This window comes from Micromonospora sp. SYSU B005 (assembly GCF_055362685.1).
On sequence record NZ_JAXCFU010000003.1, the window covers coordinates 203,454 to 227,583 of the forward strand.

At 71.4% G+C, this 24,130-nt stretch carries 20 protein-coding genes; 8 read left to right on the forward strand and 12 right to left on the reverse strand.

The features are described from left to right. Positions 1–16 precede the first annotated feature (16 nt). Entirely contained in the window at positions 17–2,521 is a 2,505-nt protein-coding gene (locus SM452_RS10180; RefSeq protein WP_355507655.1) for a DEAD/DEAH box helicase, read from the forward strand. A 127-nt stretch (positions 2,522–2,648) separates the two neighbouring features. Here the strand turns inward: SM452_RS10180 and SM452_RS10185 are convergent, their stop codons facing one another. From SM452_RS10185 to SM452_RS10210, 6 genes are all read right to left on the reverse strand, one after another. Next, on the reverse strand, positions 2,649–3,194 hold the full coding sequence (locus SM452_RS10185; protein WP_463839776.1) for a pyridoxamine 5'-phosphate oxidase family protein: 546 nt from the start codon (positions 3,192–3,194) through the stop codon (positions 2,649–2,651). Positions 3,195–3,212: 18 nt separating this feature from the next. Further along, positions 3,213–3,899: a class I SAM-dependent methyltransferase gene (locus SM452_RS10190; protein WP_463839777.1), complete on the reverse strand. Its 687-nt coding sequence runs from the start codon at positions 3,897–3,899 to the stop codon at positions 3,213–3,215. A gap of 34 nt (positions 3,900–3,933) precedes the next feature. After that, complete coding sequence (locus SM452_RS10195) at positions 3,934–5,118, reverse strand: TniQ family protein (protein WP_463839778.1); 1,185 nt, start codon at positions 5,116–5,118, stop codon at positions 3,934–3,936. Then, complete coding sequence (locus tag SM452_RS10200; protein ID WP_463839779.1) at positions 5,115–6,146, reverse strand: TniB family NTP-binding protein; 1,032 nt, start codon at positions 6,144–6,146, stop codon at positions 5,115–5,117. The genes SM452_RS10195 and SM452_RS10200 overlap by 4 nt, the downstream gene beginning before the upstream one ends. Beyond that, the gene (locus SM452_RS10205) at positions 6,143–8,059 is read right to left on the reverse strand and encodes a transposase (RefSeq protein WP_463839780.1); all 1,917 of its coding nucleotides are present in this window, start codon (positions 8,057–8,059) and stop codon (positions 6,143–6,145) included. Before SM452_RS10205 ends, SM452_RS10200 begins: the two co-directional genes overlap by 4 nt. 128 nt (positions 8,060–8,187) lie before the next feature. Beyond that, positions 8,188–8,934 (reverse strand): TnsA-like heteromeric transposase endonuclease subunit, encoded by a 747-nt coding sequence (locus SM452_RS10210; protein ID WP_463839781.1) that lies wholly within the window; start codon positions 8,932–8,934, stop codon positions 8,188–8,190. Between the two features lie 93 nt (positions 8,935–9,027). On the opposite strand from SM452_RS10210, the gene SM452_RS10215 reads away from it, so the two are divergent. The 3 genes from SM452_RS10215 (at position 9,028) to SM452_RS10225 (ending at position 12,179) form a co-directional block, all read left to right on the forward strand. Further along, positions 9,028–9,660 carry a GNAT family N-acetyltransferase gene (locus tag SM452_RS10215; protein WP_463839782.1) on the forward strand — a complete coding sequence of 211 codons (633 nt, stop codon included), beginning with the start codon at positions 9,028–9,030 and terminating at the stop codon, positions 9,658–9,660. A 233-nt stretch (positions 9,661–9,893) separates the two neighbouring features. Further along, complete coding sequence (locus SM452_RS10220) at positions 9,894–10,541, forward strand: hypothetical protein (protein WP_194800963.1); 648 nt, start codon at positions 9,894–9,896, stop codon at positions 10,539–10,541. A 378-nt stretch (positions 10,542–10,919) separates the two neighbouring features. After that, positions 10,920–12,179, forward strand: coding sequence for an Nramp family divalent metal transporter (locus SM452_RS10225; protein ID WP_463839783.1), 1,260 nt, complete (start codon positions 10,920–10,922; stop codon positions 12,177–12,179). Between the two features lie 54 nt (positions 12,180–12,233). On the opposite strand, the gene SM452_RS10230 is transcribed toward SM452_RS10225, so the two are convergent. The 4 genes from SM452_RS10230 to SM452_RS10245 all read right to left on the reverse strand — a co-directional run bounded on the left by SM452_RS10230 (position 12,234) and on the right by SM452_RS10245 (position 16,262). After that, the gene (locus SM452_RS10230) at positions 12,234–13,178 is read right to left on the reverse strand and encodes an ABC transporter substrate-binding protein (protein WP_463839784.1); all 945 of its coding nucleotides are present in this window, start codon (positions 13,176–13,178) and stop codon (positions 12,234–12,236) included. 32 nt (positions 13,179–13,210) lie between these two features. Then, the gene (locus tag SM452_RS10235) at positions 13,211–14,083 is read right to left on the reverse strand and encodes an ABC transporter ATP-binding protein (RefSeq protein WP_262012278.1); all 873 of its coding nucleotides are present in this window, start codon (positions 14,081–14,083) and stop codon (positions 13,211–13,213) included. Further along, on the reverse strand, positions 14,080–15,114 hold the full coding sequence (locus tag SM452_RS10240; RefSeq protein ID WP_355507650.1) for a FecCD family ABC transporter permease: 1,035 nt from the start codon (positions 15,112–15,114) through the stop codon (positions 14,080–14,082). The genes SM452_RS10235 and SM452_RS10240 overlap by 4 nt, the downstream gene beginning before the upstream one ends. A 101-nt stretch (positions 15,115–15,215) precedes the next feature. Beyond that, positions 15,216–16,262: a FecCD family ABC transporter permease gene (locus tag SM452_RS10245; protein WP_262012276.1), complete on the reverse strand. Its 1,047-nt coding sequence runs from the start codon at positions 16,260–16,262 to the stop codon at positions 15,216–15,218. A gap of 106 nt (positions 16,263–16,368) precedes the next feature. Between SM452_RS10245 and SM452_RS10250 the strand changes: the two genes are divergently transcribed. After that, the gene (locus SM452_RS10250) at positions 16,369–17,301 is read left to right on the forward strand and encodes a MerR family transcriptional regulator (RefSeq protein ID WP_463839785.1); all 933 of its coding nucleotides are present in this window, start codon (positions 16,369–16,371) and stop codon (positions 17,299–17,301) included. 4 nt (positions 17,302–17,305) lie between these two features. Continuing rightward, positions 17,306–17,665, forward strand: coding sequence for a YciI family protein (locus tag SM452_RS10255; RefSeq protein ID WP_013285335.1), 360 nt, complete (start codon positions 17,306–17,308; stop codon positions 17,663–17,665). 35 nt (positions 17,666–17,700) lie between these two features. On the opposite strand, the gene SM452_RS10260 is transcribed toward SM452_RS10255, so the two are convergent. Beyond that, positions 17,701–18,168 carry a cytidine deaminase family protein gene (locus SM452_RS10260; protein ID WP_262012273.1) on the reverse strand — a complete coding sequence of 156 codons (468 nt, stop codon included), beginning with the start codon at positions 18,166–18,168 and terminating at the stop codon, positions 17,701–17,703. Positions 18,169–18,314: 146 nt separating this feature from the next. Between SM452_RS10260 and hrpA the strand changes: the two genes are divergently transcribed. Beyond that, entirely contained in the window at positions 18,315–22,310 is a 3,996-nt protein-coding gene (gene hrpA, locus SM452_RS10265) for an ATP-dependent RNA helicase HrpA (RefSeq protein WP_463839786.1), read from the forward strand. A gap of 122 nt (positions 22,311–22,432) precedes the next feature. Here the strand turns inward: hrpA and SM452_RS10270 are convergent, their stop codons facing one another. Next, positions 22,433–23,362 (reverse strand): LysR family transcriptional regulator, encoded by a 930-nt coding sequence (locus SM452_RS10270; protein ID WP_463839787.1) that lies wholly within the window; start codon positions 23,360–23,362, stop codon positions 22,433–22,435. A gap of 35 nt (positions 23,363–23,397) precedes the next feature. Between SM452_RS10270 and SM452_RS10275 the strand changes: the two genes are divergently transcribed. Beyond that, the gene (locus tag SM452_RS10275; protein ID WP_463839788.1) at positions 23,398–24,129 is read left to right on the forward strand and encodes a succinate dehydrogenase cytochrome b subunit; all 732 of its coding nucleotides are present in this window, start codon (positions 23,398–23,400) and stop codon (positions 24,127–24,129) included. Position 24,130 lies beyond the last annotated feature (1 nt).

A 24,130-nucleotide genomic window follows, 5' to 3' on the forward strand; every position in this document is an offset into this window, starting at 1 on the left:
CACGATGGGAGCCGCCATGACTCTCACCGCCGCGCTGCCGAAGACCGCCGATCCCGACACCCTCTACGACGCGTTCGCCTCCTGGGCGTCCGAGCGCGGCCTGGACCTCTATCCCCATCAGGAGGAGGCGGTCATCGAGATCGTCTCCGGCGCGAACGTGATCATGAATACGCCGACCGGCTCGGGCAAGAGCCTGGTGGCGATCGCGGCGCACTTCGCGGCGCTGGCGGACGACCGGACGACCTTCTACACCGCGCCGATCAAGGCGCTGGTCTCGGAGAAGTTCTTCGCGCTGTGCGAGGTCTTCGGCGCGGAGAACGTCGGCATGCTCACCGGCGACGCCAGCGTCAACGCGGACGCGCCGATCATCTGCTGCACCGCGGAGATCCTGGCCAACCTGGCGCTGCGCGAGGGCCGCCGCGCCGACGTCGGCCAGGTGATCATGGACGAGTTCCACTTCTACGCCGAGCCGGACCGGGGCTGGGCGTGGCAGGTGCCGCTGATCGAGCTGCCGCAGGCCCAGTTCGTGCTGATGTCGGCCACGCTCGGCGACACCACCCGCTTCGTCGACGACCTGAGCCGGCGCACCGGGCGGCCGACCGCCGTCGTCCGCTCGGCCGAGCGGCCGGTCCCGCTCCTCTTCTCGTACGCGACCACGCCGCTGCACGAGACCCTGGAGGAGCTGCTGGAGACCAAGCAGGCCCCGGTGTACGTCGTGCACTTCACCCAGGCCGCCGCGCTGGAACGCGCCCAGGCGCTGATGAGCGTGAACGTCTGCACCCGTGCCGAGAAGGACATGATCGCCCAGGCGATCGGCAACTTCCGGTTCACCTCCGGCTTCGGCAAGACGCTGTCCCGGCTGGTCCGCCACGGCATCGGCGTGCACCACGCGGGCATGCTCCCCAAGTACCGCCGCCTGGTCGAGACGCTCGCCCAGGCCGGCCTGCTCAAGGTCATCTGCGGTACCGACACGCTCGGCGTCGGCATCAACGTGCCGATCCGTACCGTGCTGTTCACCGGCCTGAGCAAGTACGACGGCACCCGGACCCGGCTGCTCAAGGCCCGCGAGTTCCACCAGATCGCCGGCCGGGCCGGGCGGGCCGGGTTCGACACGCTGGGCCGGGTCGTGGTGCAGGCCCCCGAGCACGTGATCGAGAACGAGAAGGCCCTCGCGAAGGCCGGCGACGACCCGAAGAAGCGCCGCAAGGTGGTGAAGAAGAAGCCGCCGGAGGGCTCGATCGGCTGGGGCGAACCGACGTTCCAGCGCCTCGTCGAGGCCGAGCCGGAGCCGCTCACCTCCAGCTTCCAGGTCAGCCACTCGATGCTGCTCAACGTGATCGGCCGCCCCGGCGACGCGTTCGCCTCGATGCGGCACCTGCTCACCGACAACCACGAGGACCCGGCCGCGCAGCGCCGGCACATCCGCCGGGCCATCGCCATCTACCGCGCGCTGCGCGCCGGCGGCGTGGTCGAGGAGCTGCCCGAGCCGGACGAGACCGGCCGCCGAGTGCGCCTCACCGTCGACCTCCAGCTCGACTTCGCGCTCAACCAGCCGCTGTCACCGCTGGCGCTGGCCACAGTCGAACTGCTCGACCGGGAGTCGCCCTCGTACGCGCTCGACGTGCTCAGCGTGATCGAGTCGATCCTCGACGACCCGCGCCAGGTGCTGTCCGCGCAGCAGTTCAAGGCCCGCGGCGAGGCGGTCGCCGCGATGAAGGCGGAGGGCATCGAGTACGAGGCACGCCTCGAACTGCTCGACGACGTGACCTGGCCCAAGCCGCTCGCCGAGCTGCTGGACTCCGCGTACGAGATGTACCGGCAGGGCCATCCGTGGGTCGCCGACCACCAGCTCTCCCCCAAGTCGGTGGTCCGCGACATGTACGAGCGGGCGATGACGTTCCCCGAGTACGTCCAGTTCTACGGGCTGTCCCGCTCCGAGGGACTGGTGCTGCGCTACCTCGCCGACGCGTACAAGACGCTGCGGCAGACCGTCCCCGAGGACGCGAAGACCGAGGAACTGGTCGACCTCATCGAGTGGCTGGGCGAGCTGGTCCGCCAGGTCGACTCCAGCCTGATCGACGAGTGGGAGCGGCTGCGCAACCCGTCGGACGTGGCCGAGGTGGCCGCCTCGCTGGACGACCGGCCGCCGGCGGTGACGCGCAACGCGCGGGCGTTCCGGGTGCTGGTGCGCAACGCGATGTTCCGCCGCGTCGAGCTGGCCGCGCTGCGGCGCTGGGACCTGCTCGGCGAGCTGGACGCGGGCGACGGCTGGAACGCCGACGCCTGGGCCGACGCGCTGGAGCCGTACTTCGAGACGTACGACTCGATCGGGGTGGGGCCGGACGCGCGCGGGCCGGCGCTGCTGATGATCGAGCAGGGCCGCGAGAAGTGGACCGTACGGCAGATCCTGGACGACCCGGACGGCGACCACGACTGGGGCATCAGCGCCGAGATCGACCTGGCCGCCTCGGACGAGACCGGCGCGGCGGCGGTCCGGATCACCGACGTCGGCCAGCTCTAGGACTACGCGAAAAAGGGCCGCCCGGGATGTCCGGGCTGTCCGGTCCGCAGGTAGTTGGCCAGCGGACGTGGGGTCGGCCAGGGCTGGGACAACTTGGCGCGGACGGCTCCCGTTCGTCCGTCCGGGTTTAGTTGGCCGTTTCCTCGCTGGGCCTGCTCAGTGGAGTCCGCTGCCAGAACTGCCGTGCCGCGAATCCTTCGCGCCGAAGCCAGTGCTCGGTGTAGACGATACGGTTCGGCTCGATCACCACGAGGGTGTCGCTTGGCGGTTCGGCGAGTGAGCGGCCCCGTTCGGCGTGCTCGTTCTCCCAGCGGAAGGCGTCCCAGTAGTGGTCCCGTTCGGGATGCTCCGGAGACAGCACTCGGGCTCCGCCGAACAGCTGCGCTCCTCGGCTGCTGGCTAGCCCGACCAGCGGAGCGAAGATGCTCACGGAGACCCGCGGATCAGCGGCGATGTTGCGCAGTTTCGGGGACCGGGGTGCGGCAGTGAACATGATCGCGAAGTCGAGCGAGTAGTAGCGCACCGGTGTTGCTAACGGGCCTTCGGGTCCGGTGGTCGCCAGCACGCACATGTTCTGCGAGGACAGCAGGTTGAGGATGCGCTCGTCAAGCCTTTGTCGCGGCAGCCGGTTGGTCGGCATTGGCTCCGACAGCCAGGGGTTCGTCAGTGGCATTCTGCTCTGTCCACGAGGTCACCGCTTCACTGCGAGGATCTGTAGGGCGTTCGCCGAGTTGGCGTTCATCGTCTCGACGGTGATCTCCCGGGTGGTGTCGATGTTGAACCCGTCGAGCAGCAGGTTCTGCAGCCAGTCGGCAGTGTGGTGTCGGCAGATCGCGCCGTCGTCGGTCTCGAAGACGCCGTAGGTTCCGTAGGTTTCGGCATGCTGTTGGTATCGAGCTTGGTTGCGCTGGTCGGTTTGCAGGAGCAGGTCGCTGACATAGAGCAGCCCGCCTGGGCGGATCACCCGGGTGAGCTCGGTGACGAGCTGTTGCTGCCCTGTGTCTGTCGGAATACACGTGAGAACGGCGAAGAGGAGCACCGCGTCGACGCTGGCGTCCGGGTAAGGCAGCGTCGGCGGGTTGAGGAGCACCCGGAAGCTGAGTGTGGGATTACTTTGGCGGGCTCTGTCGATGAGGCGGGCGGACGTGTCGACGCCTTCGACGCTGGTGAAGCCCTGTTGCTGCGCGAGCCCGGTGATCCGTCCGTAACCGCAGCCGTAGTCGATGATGCGGGCCGTGGAGGGCAGCCGAGACAACCATGCGAAGTCGATGGGATGGGTGAAGGTCTTCGCGGCGCCGGCGGTGTCCCAGAAGTGCCGCTGATTGTCCAGCTCCGACATGCTCTTGATCTTCTCACGCTTGAACAGGACGGCCTTCATCGATGTCGGGCCGCGCGGTTCCGGTTGGATCCGCTCAAAGGTCCTGTTCTATCGGTCTGGGTTCCTCCGTGTTGGATCGCGAGTCATGGTCGTGCAGCCCCAACAGTTCGGCCAGGTTTGAGGTTGGGACGTCGACGAGTTGCGGCGGGATGTCCGGTTTCCGGATCTCGCGGACGTTGAGCGGTGGGAGATTCCAGGCCGCGACGAGCAGATTGTTCTTGGCGAACTCGCGGACGGCCCGACGGAGGTGGGTGGCCTCGCGCTGTTTCAGATTCGGCGACGGGGTGCCGTCCAGGGTCTGCGCTCGTGTGTCGGGGAAGGTCTTGTCGGGCTCATAGAAGGGTCCGTAACCCGCGCCGGCGAGCCAGAACGTGATGAGGTGACCGTTGTTGCTGAGGATCGCATCGACCGGGTAGCCGATGGCGTGGGCGATTCTCGCCGCGATGGCGTCGCGTTCGCCGGTGTGACCGTGAAATCCCGGGATGCTGGCGGCGTGGAACTGCTGGATGGCGGTGCGGGCAGGCAGGCGCTGGGCGGGTGCGCAGAACAGTTCGGCAAGCCGCACGATCTCCGGGTAGAAGGCGGCGATGTAGCGCGGCCCGTTGAAGGCCCTGGCATCCGGGATGAGGACCTTGATGCGCTGGTCGTGGATGGTGTGCTGGGGCGAGGGGCCATAGAAGCGCAGGTCGATGCAGACATTCTGGGAGGCGGCGATGGCGTGCAGGACGGATTTCCAGCCATGTCGGTGGACGAGGCGGTGGTGCCGGTGCTGGGCGTGGGCGAGTTCGGGCAGCAACGTGCTGATCGGGTGGGGGTGGTGGTCGATGCCGAACTCGGTGGAGCCGATCCAGTAGCCGTGGCGGGTGCAGAGCATCTCGTGGTGCGCGAACAGTCGGCGGATGACGCCGCCGCGGTGTCGGGCAGTGCATAGCGGGCAGGCGCGCTGGGGGTAGTGCCGCCACTGCTTCCAGTCCGGCGCCGAATCGCGCAGTTCAGGTAGCGCGTGCTCGAGCGCGGCGGCTGGCCGATCGGTGGCGGCGGCGAGCCGGTCAAGCACGATCAGACGCCGGCTGCCGGACCCAGTGGGTGCGCTCAGGCAGGTCCAGAGATCTTCGTATGGCAGGGCGTGGACAGCGGCGAGCCGGGCGACGTAGGAGGTCAGCGTCTCATGGTGTGCGGGCCGCAGCGGGATGGGCAGCCGTGGCAGCCTGGGCTTCACGCGGTCGCGGCGGTGCCGGTCGAGGGCGTGGAGTGGGGGCGGGTTCCGGCGTAGGTTTCGGCGGCGTGGTCGAGTCGGATGGCGGCCAGGTGTGCTCGGGTGATGTGCTCGGTGCGGTCGAGGATGGCGTCGATGGCAGCGCCGCGGATCAGGTGCGACAGGCTGCCGATCATTCCGCCGGTGCGCCGGTGCAGGTATCCGTCGAGCTTGGCGAGGCTGCCGGCCGGATGGTTGCGCAGTGGCAGCGTGGTTTCCATCCCGGTGACGAGCGCCCGCCAGCCAGCACGCTGTTCCGGTGTGCCGTAGGCGAATCCGGCGGCCGGGATGGTGGTGAACCGGCTGGCGATCTGCCGGCCGCGTGGGCCGGCGAACAGACCGGCGCGTTCGACGTCGACGCCGGCGTAGACGAATGTCGCGGGCAGCCGCTCGGCGAAGTATTTGAGCTGGTCGGAGACCTCCGCTCCGGAGCGGGTGGCGAGGTTGAGGTTGTGCACTTCGTCGACGAGGACCAGGTCGACACCGACATGGGTCGCGGTGACGCAGACAGCGTTGACGACTTCGGTCAGGTTGGCCCGGTTGGTGAGGGGCAATCCGAGGAAGCGGGCGAACTCGACAGCCAGCATCCGCGGGGTGGCCGCGGGCGGGACGGTGACGTAGATGACCGGCAGTCGTCCCGATTCGCGGGGGTGCTTGCGCCGGATCGCGAGCTCGTGGGTGCGGCCCAGCGCGGTGATGGCGGTGGTCTTGCCGGTGCCGGGAACACCGGTGACGATCAGTCCGCGGCGTGCGGAGACCTGTCGCCGGTTGAGCATGACGAGTCGGCGGGCGCAGGCGATCACCTCGGCGACGGTCGGTGTGTTGACCATGACAAGTTCAGACAGGTAGTCGATGCGGGCGTCGTCGTCACCGGCGGGTGGTGCCGGCCGGTGGTGGACGAAGCGGGCCCAGCCTTCCTTCGTGGTCAGCGGCTCGTCGGCCGCCTCACCGCGGTTGTCGGGGTCGACGCGCAGGTGCTGGGGTCGGCTCATGGCCACCTTTCGGCTTCGGCGTCGGCGTCGAAGATGCCGAACGGGATGACCTCGGCGCCGACCTGGTCGTCGCTGTCCGGCGGGACGGGCAGCTCGATGATCTGCGCGTCGCCGGGCAAGAGTCGTCGAGCCGCGCGTGTGCGTGCGGCGACACGGGCGCTGGCCCGGTCCGGTGTTGGTCCGGTAGCGGCGAGGGTGAGCAGTTCGTCCAGGACGCGGGCGACCTCGGTCTCGTTGTCATCGGGCAGGCCGCGGGTGGCGGCCAGGCGGCGGGCGTGGCGCCAGGTGAAGTCGGCGAACGGGGCGGAGATCATCGGCAGGTGTGTCCAGGGCGCGGTGACCCATCCGGCGGGTGTCCGGACGAAGACGTAGGACAGGTCGTAGGGGTCGTAGTGCACTTCCCATCGACCGCCGTGTTCGGTGCTGCCGGAGCGTTGGCGCCGCCAGGGTGCCAGGTCGGGGCTGTCGTAGGTGCGGTGCTCGATGCGGATGCCGTACTCGTTGATCTGACGCCACTCGACCGGCAGCAATTCCAGGTAGTCCTCGCCGGAGAGGGTCATGGGCAGGTAGCCGGCTGTCGCGACCAGCGCGGCGTAGGCGTCGTTCGGGCTGATCGCCCGGCCCGGGGCATGAGGATCGTGCAGGCCCTCGTGGGGGCGGCGTTGCCAGCCCGCGACGATCCATTCGTCGAGCAGGTCCTGCAGATCGGCGAGGCTCCAGACGGCTTCGCCGGCCACCCGGTCACCGCGCCGGGTGACGTTAGCGCCGGTGTAGCCGGCGACGTGCTGGCAGAACAGCGTGTTGATCGAGGAGAACTGCCGCTCGACGATCGGCTTGTCCGTCGGTGTGCCCTTGCGGGCCGGCTGGATCGAAATTCCGAGGTTGGCGCAGGCCCGGGTGAACACCTCGGAGACGAACACCCGGCCGTGATCGATGACGATCGTCTCCGGAACGATCACGGGCTTGGCCGCCGCCAGTTCCAGCCGGGTGTCGACGCCGACGAGCCGGGCGTGCGGCAGCCGCGAGGCCGACATGCGCAGCGCCGCCGCCCAGCCGGGGCGCATCGGTTCCGGGACGAGCATTCGGGCCAGGAGCAGGGCCGCGTCGACGGCCTTGGTGCCCGACGGGCGCAGGACCGCAGCGGCGATGGTGCGGGTGGCGACGTCGATGACCATCGTCAGCTCGGGCCGGCCGAGGACGCCGGAGTCCAGCACGACCATCACGTCCAAAACCGTGGAGTCGATCTGCACCAGCTCACCCGGCCGGGCCACGATCGTCGGCGTGAACGGCGCCTCCGGCCGGTTCGCCAACGACCGCCGGGTAGTGGCCGCGCCGAACGAGTGCCGGCCCGTCGACAACGCCGCGATCAGTTCATAGAAGGCGCTGCGGCCCGGAATCGGCACCACGGCGTCGCCGTGCTCGGCGGCCAACGCGGCGACGACCCGGCGCATCAGCCGGTCCCGCGTGCCGGTCGAGGCGTGCGTCTGCGCGTCCAACTCCGCGCGGATCGCCGCGACAAGGCGTGGATCGGCGCGGCCGACCAGGTCGCTGGACCTGGTAGCGCGCTGATCGACCAGCCCCCAGAGCCCCTGCTCGGCGTAGCGCACCCGCATCCGGCGCACTGTTCGCGCCGAAACGGGCCGCCCGTCAGCGGTCAGCTCATCCGCCTTGGCCTGCTCGCGCTGCGCCAGAATCGAGGTCGCCGGATCGAACCCGGGCCGCGGGACCGTGCCTGGCTCCGCGCCGAGCGGGAGCCCGGTCATCACCTCGACCACATGCCGCTGCCACCAGCGTGCCCGGTCCGCCACCTCATCCGGCAAGCTGTCGAGCAACCCGAACGGCTCCACCGCCGGCATGGCCGGCCCGTCGACCAACTCGAAGTCCGCAGCCGCGAGCAGGAACGTCAAGAGCACGACCTGCGCCGCTCCGGACCTCGAATGCAATCGCACCGAGGTGCCGGCAAGCGCGACCACCTGATGTTCTTCGCCGTCAAAGTGCACCCACTCCCCGACACGAAGCACGGGCATGCGGCCGACTGCCATCACGGCATCCCGACGCTGGTCACCGGTGTGGCTTCATGCAGCACCGTGCTCAGACCGGCCGTCAGCTCACCGCACCACAGCAGATGAAACAGCACCGGCAGGACCGCGATCGGATCACCGGCTTCTTCGGCCCCAGCCATCAGTGGCGCCGTATCGAGAAACGCCTCGCGTAACGCCTCGGAGACACCGGGAACGCGGTAACGCGGATGTCGGTATCCGGCCAGCCACCGCACGTTGGTTCTCAGCACCGGATCAGGCTCGCTGACCAGCCGATACTCCCATCCGACCAGCTCACAGGCGCGCTCAGTCGCGGCGAACGCCGCAGCGTCGCGGGGTTTGATCCGATCCGCCGGCCGGCAGTCGATCACCATCGCGCGACCATCGCCCAGCCGAGCGAAATAGTCGGGCGCGTGCGAGCGACGGCGGCCTTGCTCGTCCCAGAACAGCCAGAACGGCTGCGAGGCGATGCCGACCACCGAAGGATCGAAGTCGAGCAGCATCAGGTGGTCCCGCTCCAGCCAGGACTCATAGCCGATATGTGCGCGCGTCGTAGACGACCACCAAAGGCCTGGAAAGTGCCGCTGCCGTTTGCGGTGCGAGAAGCTTCGCACCGGTTTGCCAAGCTCGAATCGCACTGCCGCCGAGTCGATCAAAGTGGCACGGGCTTCGGTCCTATCGATAGCGACATAACCGACTTCGAACTCAGCCGTCAGCGGAGCACCAGAGCCCGGCACCGCGCGCAGCATCCCGGCACGTTACCGCCGGCCGCCCTCGAACGGCCGCGGCCACGCCGACGGCCGTCACTGGCCAGACCCTCCAATTTGCCTGATCATGATCGAATGCTCGACCTAGCGGAGTTGACCGATACGTGGGCCCACGGCTGGTCGGTGTCCCGCGGAACGACGCCGCCTGTCGTGATCACCGGCGGTCTCAAGATTGACATCGACCCCACTCGGGATCTCGCTAGGTACGTCCTCAAGCCGTATGACTGGCAGCGAGCAGCCGTCCTGGGACGCGAGCTGACCACTCCTGGCACCGAAATCAAGCTCGTCGGAGCTGCCGGCTCCTTGCGCGAAGCGCTGAAGAGCGACTGGACGATGTACGACTTGCATCATCTGATGACCGCCCCCTTCACCCGCGGCGTTGCCGAGACGCCGCCCTCCTGCACCGCCCAGATCGTCAATGACGGTGGAGCGCTCCTCGGAATGATCCGCGACGGCAACGGTGACATCGTCTCGCGGGCACGGTTGGCCGCGAGCGGACGATACGGCGTCATCGACAGAGTCCGGACCCGTGCAGCGGACCAGCGGCGAGGCATGGGCCGTACGGTGATGACCATGCTCGGGAACCGAGCGCTCGACGAGGGCCTGACCACAGGGCTGCTCTCCGCCACAGCCGAAGGGCGGAGGCTGTACTCCGCGCTAGGCTGGAAGATCCGCGGCGAGCTGGCCGGGGCCTTCCGATCGACATAACCAGGCCGGTCAGCGCCCGTCGATGCGCTCTTGGGTTCAGCGCGAGCAGCATCCCGCAACCGTGCCGCTGGCCACCTACAAACGGACGCAGACCAGGCCGTTGGCCAACTTCGGCTGGACTGGCCAACTATCGCCGGACGGGACACGGGCGGCCCTTTTCGTGCCCTGGGCGATGTCAGACCCGTCGATTAGAATGTATGTACTAATCGAGCTGCTGACCTGGGAGGATGCTCGTGACTGCGCCCACCTCCGCGACCCCTGTCACCCCCTACGCCACCCTCCTCGGATTCACCCGGTACGTCGACCGCACCGGCCCCACGAAGGCCACCTTCGTCGGCGGCCTGCGCCGGCAGCGGGCCAGCCGGCACGGCTTCAACCCGCACGGCCAGTTCGTCAAGGCGCTCAAGGCCGACGTCGCCTTCCACACCGGCGGCACGCACCTGGCGCAGGTCGCCGACCTGGTCAAGCCGCGCTGGCGCCCGCTCTACGAGGCGCTCGTGCCGGGCGCGACCCGCTGGCTGCACTCGCTCGGCGAGCCGGCCGGCGTCGACCTGGCCCAGACCCGCGACGCCCTCGCGATGCTGGGTGACCTGCCCGTGAAGATCAATCCACAGTTCGGCGTCCGGTACGCCGACGGCCGGGCCGAGGCGATCCGGCTGCACTTCGACGAGGCGCCGCCGAGCGAGGAGGCCACCCTCGCCACGCTGCACCTGATGGCCCGGCACATGGACGCGGTACTGCCGCACGCCGAGCCGGTCCTGGTCGACGTACGGCGCGGCGAGGCGCACCGGATGCCCGCCGACGTCAAGCCCGAGCAGATCGAGCAGTGGCTCGCCGGTGAGGCGGCCGCCTTCCGGGCCATCTGGTCCACCGCCGCCTGACCGAGCGATCCGCTCCGGCTCACCGCCGCCCCCCACCGAACGGCCGTCCCGCTCCCGGGACGGCCGTTCGGCGTGCTGCGCTCGGGGCGACCGGTCGGGCCGGAGGTGCCGCCGCAGCAGGGCGGCGGTCGTCACCGCCCGGGCGGCACCGCCCCTGATGTGCGCTTTCTTCTCCAGGCTCAGGTTAGAGGCATATGTGGGTAATAGTCGGGAACACCCCGGCATGGCCGTGGACTCCATGACCTCGTCGCGCTGGTCCCGTTCGCGGACGCGCTGGAGCGCAACCCGGCGGCGGCTCGGCACGAACCCGCCTGACTCCGCCTCGTCCCCGCCGTCCGTCGTCCCGCTCCGCCGCCCGTCGTCCGTCGAGGAGCACCAGTGGTAACGAACGACTCGCCAGTTCTACCCCCGCTACGGACCGCCCGCGCCCCGCGCCCGGTCCGCGGCCGGCTCATCCTGCTCGGGCCCGCGTTCGTGGCGGCGGTCGCCTACGTCGACCCCGGCAACTTCGCCACCAACTCCACGGCCGGGGCCCGGTACGGGTACCTGCTGGTCTGGGTGGTGGTGGCGGCGAACCTGGCCGCCATGCTGGTGCAGACACTCACCGCGAAGCTCGGCCTGGCCACCGGGCGCAGCCTGCCCGAGCTGTGCCGGGAGCACCTGCCCCGGCCGCTCAACCGGGTCATGTGGGCGCAGGCCGAACTGGTCGCCATGGCCACCGACCTGGCCGAGGTGATCGGCGGGGCGGTCGCGCTGTACCTGCTGTTCGGCGTCCCGCTGCTCCCCGGCGGCCTGGTCATCGGCGCCGCCTCATTCGCCGTCCTGGCGCTGCGCGCCAGGGGCTTCCGGACGTTCGAGGTCGCCATCGCCGTGCTGCTCGGCGTGATCGTGCTGGCGTTCGCGGTCAACCTGGTCAGCGCGCAACCGGACGTGTCCGACGCCGCGGCCGGGTTGCTGCCCCGGATGCAGGGCACCGACAGCATGCTGCTCGCCGCCGGCATCCTCGGCGCGACGGTGATGCCGCACGTCATCTACGTGCACTCGGCGCTGACCCCGAACCGCCTGCCCGCCGAGGGCGAGACGCAGCGGCGGGTGATCGCCAAGGGCCTGCGGATCGACGTGCTGATCGCGCTGGGCATCGCCGGCGCGGTCAACCTGGCCATGCTGCTGGTCGCCGCGAGCAGCTTCCACGGCACGTCGATCCCCGGCACCGACACCCTCGAAGGCGTACACACCGGGCTCGCCGCCACGCTCGGCACGGCGGCGGCGGTCGGCTTCGCGGTCGCCCTGCTCCTGTCCGGGCTCGCCTCCACGAGCGTCGGCACGTACGCCGGCGAGATCATCATGCAGGGCTTCCTGCGCCGCCGGATCCCGCTGCTGGTTCGCCGGATGATCACGCTGCTGCCCGCGCTGGCGGTGCTCGCGATCGGCGTCGACCCGACCCGCGCGCTGGTGCTGTCCCAGGTGGTGCTGAGCTTCGGCATCCCGTTCGCGCTGATCCCGGTGGTGATGTTCACGCGCCGCCGGGACCTGATGGGCAGCCTGGTCAACCGCCGGGCCACCACCGCCGCGGCGGTGGCGATCACCGCGTTCGTGGTGGCGCTCAACGCGTTCCTGCTCTGGCAGTTGGCGGCCTGAGACACACCCGCGCCCGTCCGGCCGGTGGGCTGGACGGGCGCGGGTGATCAGGGCTCAGGCGGCCAGGTACTTCTCCAGGTCGTCCAGGATCTTGTTGGCGGCGCCCACGCCGATGCCGGTCATCCAGATCTCGTCGGAGACCACGTGCGCCTTGCCGGCCTGGACCGCGGACAGGCCCTTCCACAGCGTGCCGCCGGTGACCTTCGCCTGCTCGGCGGCGGCCTTCTCGCCGTACGCGGTCACGAACACCACGTCGCCGTCGGCCTCGGCGATGCGCTCCGGGCTGACCCGGTCCATCCGCTTGTCCTCCTTGCCGGCGAGCATCTGCCGCTCCGGGCGGCCCAGGCCGGTGTCGCCGACGACGATGCCGGAGAACGAATCAGGGCCATACAGGCGGATCTCGGTCGGCATGAAGCGCACGATGGAGACCTTGCGGGACGAGGCGTCGCCGAGCTTCGCGCCGAAGTCCTTGGCCCGCTTCTCGTACTCGGCCAGCAGGTCCTTGGCCTGCTGCTCCTTGCCCAGTGCCGTGCCGTCGAGGAGGAAGTTCTCCTTCCAGGTGATGCCCACCTTCTCGGTGAACACAGTCGGGGCGATCTTGGACAGCTCGTCGTAGAACTTCTCCTGGCGGAACTTGCTGCCGAGGATCAGGTCCGGGTTGAGCGCGTTGATCGCCTCCAGGTCCGGCTCGGTGAGCACGCCGACCTCGGTGATGCCGGCGAGCTTGTCCGCGCCGAAGTAGGTGGGCCAGCTCTTCGCCTCACCGGCGGTCGCCGCGCCGACCGGGGTGACGCCCAGCGACAGCGCGGTGTCGATCTTGTCGGTGTCGAGCACGACCACGCGCTTGGGCTCGGCGGGCACCTTCGTGGTGCCCATGGCGTGGGTGATCTCCCGGGTCTCCCCGGTGCCGGTGCCGGCGACGGGGTCGCTCTCCCCGCATGCGGTGAGGCCGACGCCGAGAGCGAGGGCGGCGGTGAGTGCGACGGCGAGACGACGCATCAGGTTCCTTTCGGTGGTGCGGGTCGGCGCGCTCAGGCGTCGCCGACGGGGGCGCCGGCCGGGGCCGGCGTGACGGCCGGAGCGGCCGAGGTCTGTGTGTGGAGGGCCTGGGTGGGAGTGCCCTGGGTGAGGGCCGGCACCACGAGCGGGGCGCCGCTGACCGGGCACGGCACGACCACGCAGTCCAGCCCGAACACGTCGCGGACCAGATCGGCGGTGAGGATCTCGCGCGGCTCGCCGGCGGCCACCACCGCGCCGTCGCGCATGGCGATCAGGTGGTCGGCGTACCGGGCCGCCTGGTTGAGGTCGTGCAGCACGGCCACCACGGTCCGGCCCCGCTGGGCGCGCAGCCGGTGCAGCAGGTCCAGCACCTCGACCTGGTGGGCCAGGTCGAGGAACGTGGTCGGCTCGTCCAGCAGCAGCGCGTCGGTGTCCTGGGCCAGCGTCATGGCGATCCACACCCGCTGGCGCTGCCCGCCGGAGAGCGTGTCCACCGGGCGGTCGGCGAGCGCGCTGACGTCGGCAAGCCGCATGGCCTCCTCGACCGCCCGCCCGTCCTCGGCCGACCACTGCCGCCACCAGCGCTGGTAGGGCTGCCGGCCGCGCCCGACCAGGTCGGCCACGGTGATCCCCTCCGGCACCAGCGGGCTCTGCGGCAGGACGCCGAGCCGCCGGGCCACGTCCCGGGTCGGCAGGTCCCGGATCGCCGCGCCGTCGAGCAGCACCGCGCCGCGCCGGGGCGTGAGCAGCCGGGCCATGGTGCGCAGCAGCGTCGACTTGCCGCAGGCGTTCGGGCCGACGATCACGGTGAACGTGTCGGCCGGCAGGTCGAGGTCGAGCCCGTCCAGCACGGTGCGGCCCTCGTAGCCGACGACCAGGTCGCGGGTGGACAGCAGCGCGGTCACGACCGCCTCCCTCGGGTACGCAGCAGCACGAAGATCAGGTACGGCCCGCCGATCGCCGCGGTCAGTACGCCGGCCGGCAGTTGGGTCGGCGCCAGCAGCCGGCGGGCGCCGAGGTCGGCGAGGACCAGCAGCAACGCGCCCAGCAGCGCGGCGCACAGCAGCGGCGGGCGCTCGGCGCGGACCAGCCGCCGGGCCACCTGCGGGGCCACCAGCGCCACGAAGTCGACGGCGCCGACCTGGGCGGTGGCCATGGCGGCGGCCAGCACACCGGTGCCGGCCAGCCCCATGCGCCGGGCCACCGGCCGCAGGCCGATCCCCCGCGCGGTGTCGTCGTCGAGCGCGCTGCTGCGCAGCGCCCACCCGGCCCAGAGCAGCACCGGCAGCAGTACGGCGAGCGTGCCGGCGATCCACGCCGCCTCGCTCCACCCCTTGCCGGCGAGCGTGCCGATCAGCCAGATCTGCGCGCGCAGCCCGTCGATCGGGTCGGCGGTGAGCATGACCACCTCGATCAGCGCCCGGAACGCGAACGCCACCGCCACACCGGCGAGCACGAAGCGCTGGGCCGCCAGGCCGTGCCGGGCGCCGAGCGCGAACACCACCACCGCGGCGGCCAGGCCACCGAGCAGCGCCGCCGGCGCCACCAGCACCGCCGCCGCGCCGCTGGTCAGCGCGATCGTCGCGGCCAGCCCGGCGCCCTGGGTGACACCGATGACGTCGGGGCTGGCGAGCGGGTTGCGGGCCACACTCTGGATCAGCGTGCCGGCCACGCCGAAGGCCGCACCCGCCACCGCCGCGAGGACCGCGCGAGGCAGTCGCAGGTCGCGCACCACGAGGTCGTACGGCGTACCCGCGCCGGAGAGCGACCGCACCACGTCCACCGGGGCGACGTACGGCGTACCCAGCGACAGACTGACCACCACCGCCGCGCACAGCAGTACGAACAGCACCACCGCCACGACAACCGGCCGCCACCGGAACGGCACCACCACCGCCCCGGCCCGCAGCACTCCACGCCCCCGCGGCCGTCGCACCCCTCGCCGTTGATCTTGCACTTCGGGCCCCTCGGGTGCCCGGAACGCCCCTTCCGCCCGGGCAGCAAGTGCAAGATCGCGGGAGCCGGCGGTGGGGGTGGTCATGTCGTCACCGTCTTGGCTCGGTGGACCAGGAAGGCCAGGAGCGGGGCGCCGAGCAGGGCCGTGATGATGCCGGCCGGGATCTCGCCGGGCGGGGCGACGAGACGGCCGGCCACGTCGGCGGTGAGCAGCAGCGCCGGGCCGAGCAGCGCGGCGACCAGCAGTGTCCACCGCTGGTCCGCGCCGACGAGCGCCCGGGCCAGGTGCGGCACCGCCAGCCCGACGAAGGCGATCGGCCCGGCGGCGGCCACCGCCGCACCGGTGAGCAGCACGCCACCGGCCCCGGCGGCGAGCCGGACCAGGGCGACCCGGTGCCCCAGCCCTCGGGCCACGTCGTCGCCGAGGGCGAGCGCGTCCAGGCCGCGGGCGGCGAGCGCGGCCAGCAGCACCCCGGCCACCACGAACGGCAGCACCTGCCCGGCCACGCCGACGCCCCGGCCGGTCAGCCCGCCGACCACCCAGAAGCGGTACTCCTCGAACGTGCGGGCGTCGATGCTGAGCAGCGCGTACACGATGGCGCCGAGACCGGCGTCGAGGGCCGCGCCGACGAGCGCGAGGGTGACCGGGCTGGCGCCCTCGCGGGTGCGGTTGGCGATGGCGAACACGAGCAGCCCGGCGAGCAGCGCGCCGGCGATGCCGAACCAGACGTACCCGGCGAGCGTGCCCACCCCGAACACGGCGATGGCCAGCACCACGCCGAACGACGCGCCGGCGCTGACGCCGAGGATGCGCGGCTCGGCCAGCGGGTTGCGGGTGACCGCCTGGAACAGCACCCCGGCCAGCGCCAGCGCCAAACCGACGACGAGCCCGAGGGCGGTACGCGGCAGCCGCAGTTCCCGGACCACTGTGGTGGCGTCGCCGCCGTCCGGGGACACCAGCGCGTGCCACACCTGGTCGACGGGGAGGTGACGGCTGCCGAGCGCGAGGCTGGCCAGCAGCGCCAGCAGGAGCAGGAGCGCCGCCGCCACGGTGACCGCGACGCGGCGGACGGTGCCGCGGCGGACGGGAGTCCCGGCCCGCGCGGGCCGGACGGCGACGGTGGTCACGAGGGGGTTTCGCCTTCCGATTAGGTGCGCCTTACCTTAGCTGACCTGGTAAGGCGTACCTAAGCGGGTTGCGCCTCCACCAGGGGGAGGCACGATGGTGGATGCCATGGACGGTGCGGAGCGCTACTCGATCGGTGACCTGGCCCGGCGGACCGGGCTGCCGGTCAAGACCATCCGGTTCTGGTCCGACCGCGGCATCGTGCCGCCCACCGACCGGGGACCGGCCGGCCACCGCCGCTACGACGCGGCCGCGGTGGCCCGGCTCGACCTGGTACGGACGTTGCGCGAGCTGGGCGTGGACCTGCCCACAGTGCGCCGGGTGGTGGCGCGGGAGGTCACCCTGGGCGAGGTCGCCTCGGCGCACGCGGAGGCGCTGACCGCGCAGATCCGCCTGCTGCGGACACGCCGCGCGGTGCTGACAGTGGTCGCCCGGCGCGGGGCCGGCCCGTCCGAGGCCGACCTGCTGCACCGGCTGGCCGGACTGGCCGCGCGGGAACGACGGCGGCTGGTCGACGAGTTCCTCGACGCGGCGTTCGGCGGCCTGACCGATCCGGGGTTCGCGGGCATCCGCCGGTCGCTCACGCCGGAGCTGCCGGACGATCCGGACGACTGTCAGATCGAGGCGTGGGTGGAGCTGGCCGAGCTGACCCTGGACCCGGGATTCCGGGCCGGGCTGCGCCGGCTGGCCGAGCAGCACGCGGCGGACCGGGACGGCGCCGAGGGCGTACGCCGGGACGTGGTCGCCGTGGTCCGGGAGGAGGTGGCCCCGGCGCTCGCCGACGGCGTCGAGCCGGCCTCGCCCGGCGCCGACCCGATCCTGGCCCGGGCGGCGGCCCGGTACGCACGGCTCTGCGGCCGGCCGGACGACGCCGACCTGCGCCGACGGATGCTGGACCGGTTGCGGAGCGCGAGCGACCCTCGCCGGGAGCGGTACCTGGAGCTGCTCGCCGTGGTCAACGGCTGGCCGCCGGCCGAGAGCCTGGCGCCGGTGCTGGACTGGTCGATCCGGGCACTGCGCGCCCGGCAGCACCTAGCCTGAGGGCATGCGATTCGACAGGCACACGGTGGTGCTCCTGGTCCGCCCGGACGACGCGCCGGACCTGCCGCAGGACGCCCTCGACCGGATCCAGGACGCCCACCTGGCGCACCAGGCCGGGCTGGTGGAGCAGGGCGCGGTGCTCGCGGCGGGCCCGTTCCTCGACGGCGACGACGGGCGCGTCCGCGGTTTCGTGGTGCTGTCGGTGGACCCGCAGATGGCCCGCGAGCTGTACGCGAACGACCCGGCGGTCCGCGCGGGCCGGCTCGTCGCGCAGGTCAGCAGCTGGATGGTGCCGGAGGGTCAGGTCCGCTTCGAGCAGGTGCCGGTCCCCCGCTCGATGCTGGAGGCGGCCGCCGGCGACTGAGCGTCGCGGCTCAGCGCGCCGGACCGGAGCGCCGGTCAGTCCTCCGCGGCCTGCCGGACACCCGGCACCACCGGGGTCGGCCACAGCGGGGCACGCGGCCCGGCCGGCACCTCGACCTGCTGGTCGGACCAGACGTACGTCTCGGGCAGCAGGTCGGCGATCGGGACCGCGCGCAGCCCGTCGGGCGGGCCGACGATCACCTTGATCGACGGGAAGTAGTCGAGCAGCACCTGGCGGCAGCGCCCGCACGGCGGGATGACCCCCCGGCCCCGGTCCCCCACCGCGACGATGGCCTCCAGCTCGCCCGCGCCCTGGGTCGCGGCGGCGCCGAGGGCCACCACCTCGGCGCACGGGCCGCCGGTGAAGTGGTAGACGTTCACCCCGCTGAACACCCGGCCGTCGGTGCTGCGTACGGCGGCGGCGACGGTGTGGTTGTCGCTGCGGCAGCGCAGCTTCGCCACGGCGGTGGCGGCCTGCACGAGCGCCCGATCGGTGTCCCGCATGATCATCCCCGCCCCTCGTCGGCCTCGTCCGTCGGCCTCGTCGGCGGCAACTTTATCCGGCGGGGACGGCCGCACCAGGGAGGGCACGCCCAGCGCCGGTAACCCGGGGGCGGTCCGCCGCGCGGCTGCCTATCCTTGGCGACGACATGCAGAATCCAGCCGTACCCGCCGCCCCCGAGACCGCCCGCGACCTGCACCGCCGCCTCGCCCCCCTGATGTTCCGCGACCAGCGCCGGATCCAGCGGCGGCTCGACGGCGTGCGCAAGCTGCGCGACCCGCAGCGGCGGGAGGCGGCGCTGGCCGAGATCGCGGCCGAGGTGACAAGGGCCGAGGCGCGGCTGGAGTCCCGCCGCGCGGCCGTCCCGGCGATCACCTACCCGCCGCAGTTGCCGGTCAGCGAACGCTCCGACGACATCGCCGCCGCGATCCGCGACCACCAGGTGGTGATCGTGGCCGGCGAGACCGGCTCCGGGAAGACCACCCAGCTGCCCAAGATCTGCCTGGAGCTGGGGCGCGGCATCACCGGTCTGATCGGGCACACCCAGCCCCGCCGGCTGGCGGCCCGGACGGTCGCCGACCGGATCGCCGACGAACTCGGCACCGAGCTGGGCGACGTGGTCGGCTACAAGGTGCGCTTCACCGATCAGGTGGGCGACAACAGCCTGGTCAAGCTGATGACCGACGGCATCCTGCTGGCCGAGTTGCAGACCGACCGGATGCTGCGGCAGTACGACACGCTGATCATCGACGAGGCACACGAGCGCAGCCTCAACATCGACTTCATCCTGGGGTATCTCAGGCAGCTCCTGCCCCGCCGGCCCGACCTCAAGGTGGTCATCACCTCGGCGACCATCGAGACCGACCGGTTCGCGAAGCACTTCGCGGACGCCGAGGGCAACCCGGCGCCGGTGGTCGAGGTGTCCGGGCGCACCTACCCGGTGGAGGTCCGCTACCGGCCGCTGGTCGAGGTCACCGAGGCCGAGGAGGAGGACGAGGCCGACGAGGAGAACGTCCGGGACCAGATCCAGGCCATCGGCGACGCGGTCGAGGAACTGGCCGCCGAGGGGCCCGGCGACATCCTGGTGTTCCTCAGCGGCGAGCGGGAGATCCGGGACACCGCCGACGCGCTGGGCAAGCTGGTCCAGAAGAAGCGGTCGCTGCTCGGCACCGAGATCCTGCCGCTGTACGCCCGGCTCTCCACCGCCGAGCAGCACCGGGTCTTCGCCGCGCACAGCAACCGCCGAGTGGTGCTGGCCACGAACGTCGCGGAGACCTCGCTGACGGTGCCCGGCATCAAGTACGTGGTGGACCCGGGCACCGCCCGGATCTCCCGCTACTCCAGCCGCCTCAAGGTGCAGCGGCTGCCGATCGAGCCGGTCTCGCAGGCCAGCGCCAACCAGCGCAAGGGCCGCTGCGGGCGTACCTCCGACGGCATCTGCATCCGCCTCTACGACGAGCAGGACTTCGACTCCCGCCCCGAGTTCACCGACCCGGAGATCCTGCGGACCAACCTGGCCTCGGTCATCCTCCAGATGACAGCGATCGGGCTCGGCGACATCGCGGCGTTCCCGTTCATCGACCCGCCGGACCGGCGCAACGTCACCGACGGCGTGAACCTGCTGCACGAGCTGGGCGCGCTCGACCCGGCCGAGACCGACCCGGCGAAGCGGCTCACCGCGCTGGGCCGGCGGCTGGCCCAGCTCCCGGTCGACCCCCGGCTGGCCCGGATGGTCCTCGAGGGCGAGCGCAACGGCTGCGCCACCGAGGTAGTGGTGATCGCCGCCGCGCTGTCCATCCAGGATCCGCGCGAACGTCCAGCCGACAAGCAGGCCCAGGCCGACCAGGCACACGCCCGGTTCGCCGACTCCGAGTCGGACTTCGTCGCGTACCTGAACCTGTGGCGCTACCTGCGGGAGAAGCAGCGGGAGCTGTCGTCCAGCGCGTTCCGCCGGATGTGCAAGGCCGAGTACCTCAACTACCTTCGCGTACGCGAATGGCAGGACATCGTCAGCCAGTTGCGCCAGGTCCTGCGGACCTCGGACAAGGGTGAGGGCAGGCGCGGCGCCGGCGCCGACCTGCCGGAGGAGATCGACACCCCGAAGGTGCACCAGTCGTTGCTGCCCGGCCTGCTGTCGCACCTCGGCCTCAAGGACGCGCAGAAACACGAATACCTCGGCGCGCGGGGCGCGAAGTTCGCGATCTTCCCCGGGTCGGCGCTGTTCAAGAAGCCGCCGCGCTGGGTGATGGCGGCGGAGCTGGTGGAGACGTCCCGGCTGTGGGGGCGGGTGGCCGGCCGGGTCGAGCCGGAGTGGGTCGAGCCGCTGGCGCAGCACCTGGTCAAGCGCAGCTACAGCGAGCCGCACTGGGAGAAGAAGCAGGCCGCGGTGATGGCCTACGAGAAGGTCACGCTGTACGGCATCCCGATCGTCACCTCCCGCAAGGTGAACTTCGGGCGGATCGACGCAGGTCTGAGCCGGGAGCTGTTCATCAGGCACGCCCTGGTCGAGGGTGACTGGCAGACCCACCACCAGTTCTGGCGGGACAACCAGAAGCTGCTGACCGAGATCGAGGAGCTGGAGAACCGGGCCCGGCGCCGCGACATCCTGGTCGACGACGAGACCATCTTCGCCTTCTACGACCAGCGGATCCCCGCCGACGTGGTCTCCGGCCGGCATTTCGACTCCTGGTGGAAGAAGACCCGCCGGGAGCGGCCCGACCTGCTCACGTTCACCCGCGAGCTGCTCGTCAACGACGGCCGGGGCGGGGTGGACGAGGAGGACTTCCCGGACGAGTGGCGGGCCGACGGCGTGACGCTGCCGCTGACGTACACGTTCGACCCGACCGTGCCCACCGACGGCGTCACTGTGGACATCCCGCTGCCGCTGCTCAACCAGGTGCCGGCGGAGAGCTTCGACTGGCAGGTGCCGGGGCTGCGCGAGGAGCTGGTGATCGCGCTGATCCGGTCGCTGCCCAAGCCGGTACGGCGCAACTTCGTGCCGGTGCCCGACTACGCCCGCGCCGCGCTGGCCGCGATCACGCCGGGCGAGGAGCCGCTGCTGGTCGCGCTGACCCGGCAGCTGCGCCGGATGACCGGGGTGACGGTTCCGGCCGACGCGTGGGACCTGGGCCGGCTGCCGCCGCACCTGCGGGTCACGTTCCGGGTGCTCGGCGACGACGACAAGCCGGTCGCCGAGGGCAAGGACCTGCCGGCGCTGCAGCGCGAGCTGCGCCAGGAGGTACGCCAGGTCGTGGCCGCCGCCGCGCCGGACGTGGCCCGGACCGGGCTGACCGAGTGGTCGATCGGCGCGCTGCCGCGCACCATCGAGCAGGTACGCGCCGGCTTCGCGGTGACCGCGTACCCGGCGCTGGTGGACGAGGGCGCGACGGTCGGGGTGAAGGTGTTCGACTCCGCCGCCGAGCAGGAGGCCGCGCACTGGGCGGGCACCCGGCGGCTGCTGCGGCTGACGATGCCGTCACCGGCGAAATTCCTCCAGGGGCGGCTGAGCAACGAGGCGAAGCTGGCGCTGTCCCGCAACCCGCACGGCAGCGTGCCGGAGCTGATCGAGGACGCGGCCGGCGCGGCGATCGACAAGCTGATCGGCGACGCGGGCGGTCCCGCCTGGGACGCCGAGGGCTTCGCCGCGCTGCGCGACCGGGTCCGTGCCGACCTGGTGGACACCGTCGTCGAGGTGATGGAGCGGGTACGCCGGGTGCTCGCGTCCGCGTACGCGGTGGAGCAGCGGCTCGGCGCCACCCGCAACCTCGCCGTGGTGGCCGCGCTGGCCGACATCCGCAACCAGCTCACCGGCCTGGTGCACAGGGGTTTCATCACCGAGACGGGGTACGCGCGGCTGCCCGACGTGCTGCGCTACCTGACCGCGATCGAGCGGCGGCTGGACCGGTTGCCGGGCAACCCGCAGCGCGACAAACAGCAGCAGGACCGCGTCGCCGTGGTGCAGAAGGAGTACCAGGACATGCTGGCCGCGCTGCCTCCGCCGCGGCGCCAGGAGGCGGCGGTCCGCCAGATCCGCTGGATGATCGAGGAGCTGCGGGTGAACGTCTTCGCCCAGGCCCTCGGCACCCCCTACCCCGTCTCCGAGCAACGCATCTACCGAGCCATGGACGACGCCGAGTCCCGCTGACCCGGAGCCCCCGCCGATCTTGCACTTGGTGCCCCCGCGCCGAGGCTTTCGCACCTTTCGCCGGGGCCGAAAGTGCAAGATCAACGAGGCGGCGAGGCGGGGAGCGGGGGCGGGGGGCGGGGTTACAGGGGCTCTACGCCTGGGGGGAGGGCGGCGGTGGCGGTGGCGTCGTGGACGTACTCCAGGAGGATGCGGCGCAGCTCGCGCCCGGCGTGGGTGGGCACCACGTCGCGGCGGCGGGCCACCGCGATGGTCCGGCGGACGCCGGGCGGGACGAGCCGGGTGACCCGGATGCCGGCGCGGCGGGCCACCACGATGCCGGGCACCAGCGCGACGCCGAGCCCGGCCTCGACGAAGCTGAGCACGGCGTCCATCTCCCCGCCGTCGACGGACAGGGTCGGCTCGAACCCGGCCGCCCGGCACGCCTGCAGCGTGGCGTCGCGCAGGTCGTAGCCCTCGCGGAACATGACGAGCGGCTGGTCGCGCAGGTCGGTGATGCGCAGCTCCCCGGCTTCCGAGGCGCCGGGCAGCGGGTCGACCGAGGCGACCACCAGGCTCTCCCGCAGGATCGGGTCGGCGCGCAGCCCCGGGTCGGTGCCGGCCGACGGCATGATGATCAGGGCGAGGTCGAGGTCGCCGCGGAGCAGGTCGCGGACGAGGTCCTGCGAGCCGCCCTCCTCCACGCGCAGGTCGATCGTGGGGTGCGCGTCGCGGAACCGGCGCAGCACCGGCGGGGCGAGCGAGGTGGCCAGGCTGGGCGTGGCGCCGAGCCGGACCCGCCCCCGGCGCAGCCCCACCAGCTCCTGCACCTCGCGGGTGGCGGTCTCCACGTCGGCGAGGATCCGCTTGGCCAGCGGCAGCAGCACCTCACCTGCCGCGGTCAGGGTGATGTTGCCCCTTACCCGTTCGAACAGCGGGGCCCCCAGGTCGGTCTCCAGTGCGTGAATTTGCTTACTCAACGAGGGCTGGGTTATGCCGACAAGATCGGCTGCCTGGGTGAAATGTCGTACTTCGGCGACCGCCACGAAGTACCGAAGCTGATGGAGCTGCATCTACATAGCCTACGGCTATCAACGCTGCGATTTCGATGCATTGGACGCCTGATCGAAGTGCTCCTAGCGTCGACCGCGTGGTAATCACGAAAACTCGGTCGCCCATCCGCTCGAACGTCGGCCTCAAGGCCGTCATGGCGGTGACGGGCATCATCCTCGTGCTGTTCCTGATCGCGCACATGCTCGGCAACCTGAAGATCTTCACGGGCGAGACGTCGTTCGACCACTACGCGCACTGGCTGCGGGACATCGGCACGCCGCTGCTGCCGACGACGTGGTTCCTGTGGATCCAGCGCACCGTGCTCACCGTCGCCGTCCTCGGGCACATCGGCGCGGCCACCGTGCTCGCGATGCGCTCCCGGGCCGCCCGCCCGGTCCGGTACGCGCACCGTCGCAAGATCCACTTGAACTACGCGGCCCGCACGATGCGCTGGGGTGGTGTGATCATCCTGCTCTTCGTGATCTACCACATCCTCGACCTGACCACGGGTCACCTGAACCCGCAGGGCGACCCGTCGAACCCGTACGGCAACGTGGTCGCGGACTTCGCGCCGGAGCGCTGGTACGTCACGCTCTTCTACACCCTCGCGCTGGTGGCCCTCGGCTTCCACCTGCGCCACGGCGCCTTCAGCGCGTTCCGCAGTCTCGGCCAGCAGACGCCGAAGGGCGAGCGCCGGGCCCGGATCGCCGCGCTGGTCTTCGCCGTCGCGCTCGTCGGCGGCTACCTGCTGGTTCCGTTCGCCGTGATCACCGGATTGGTGTCCTGAC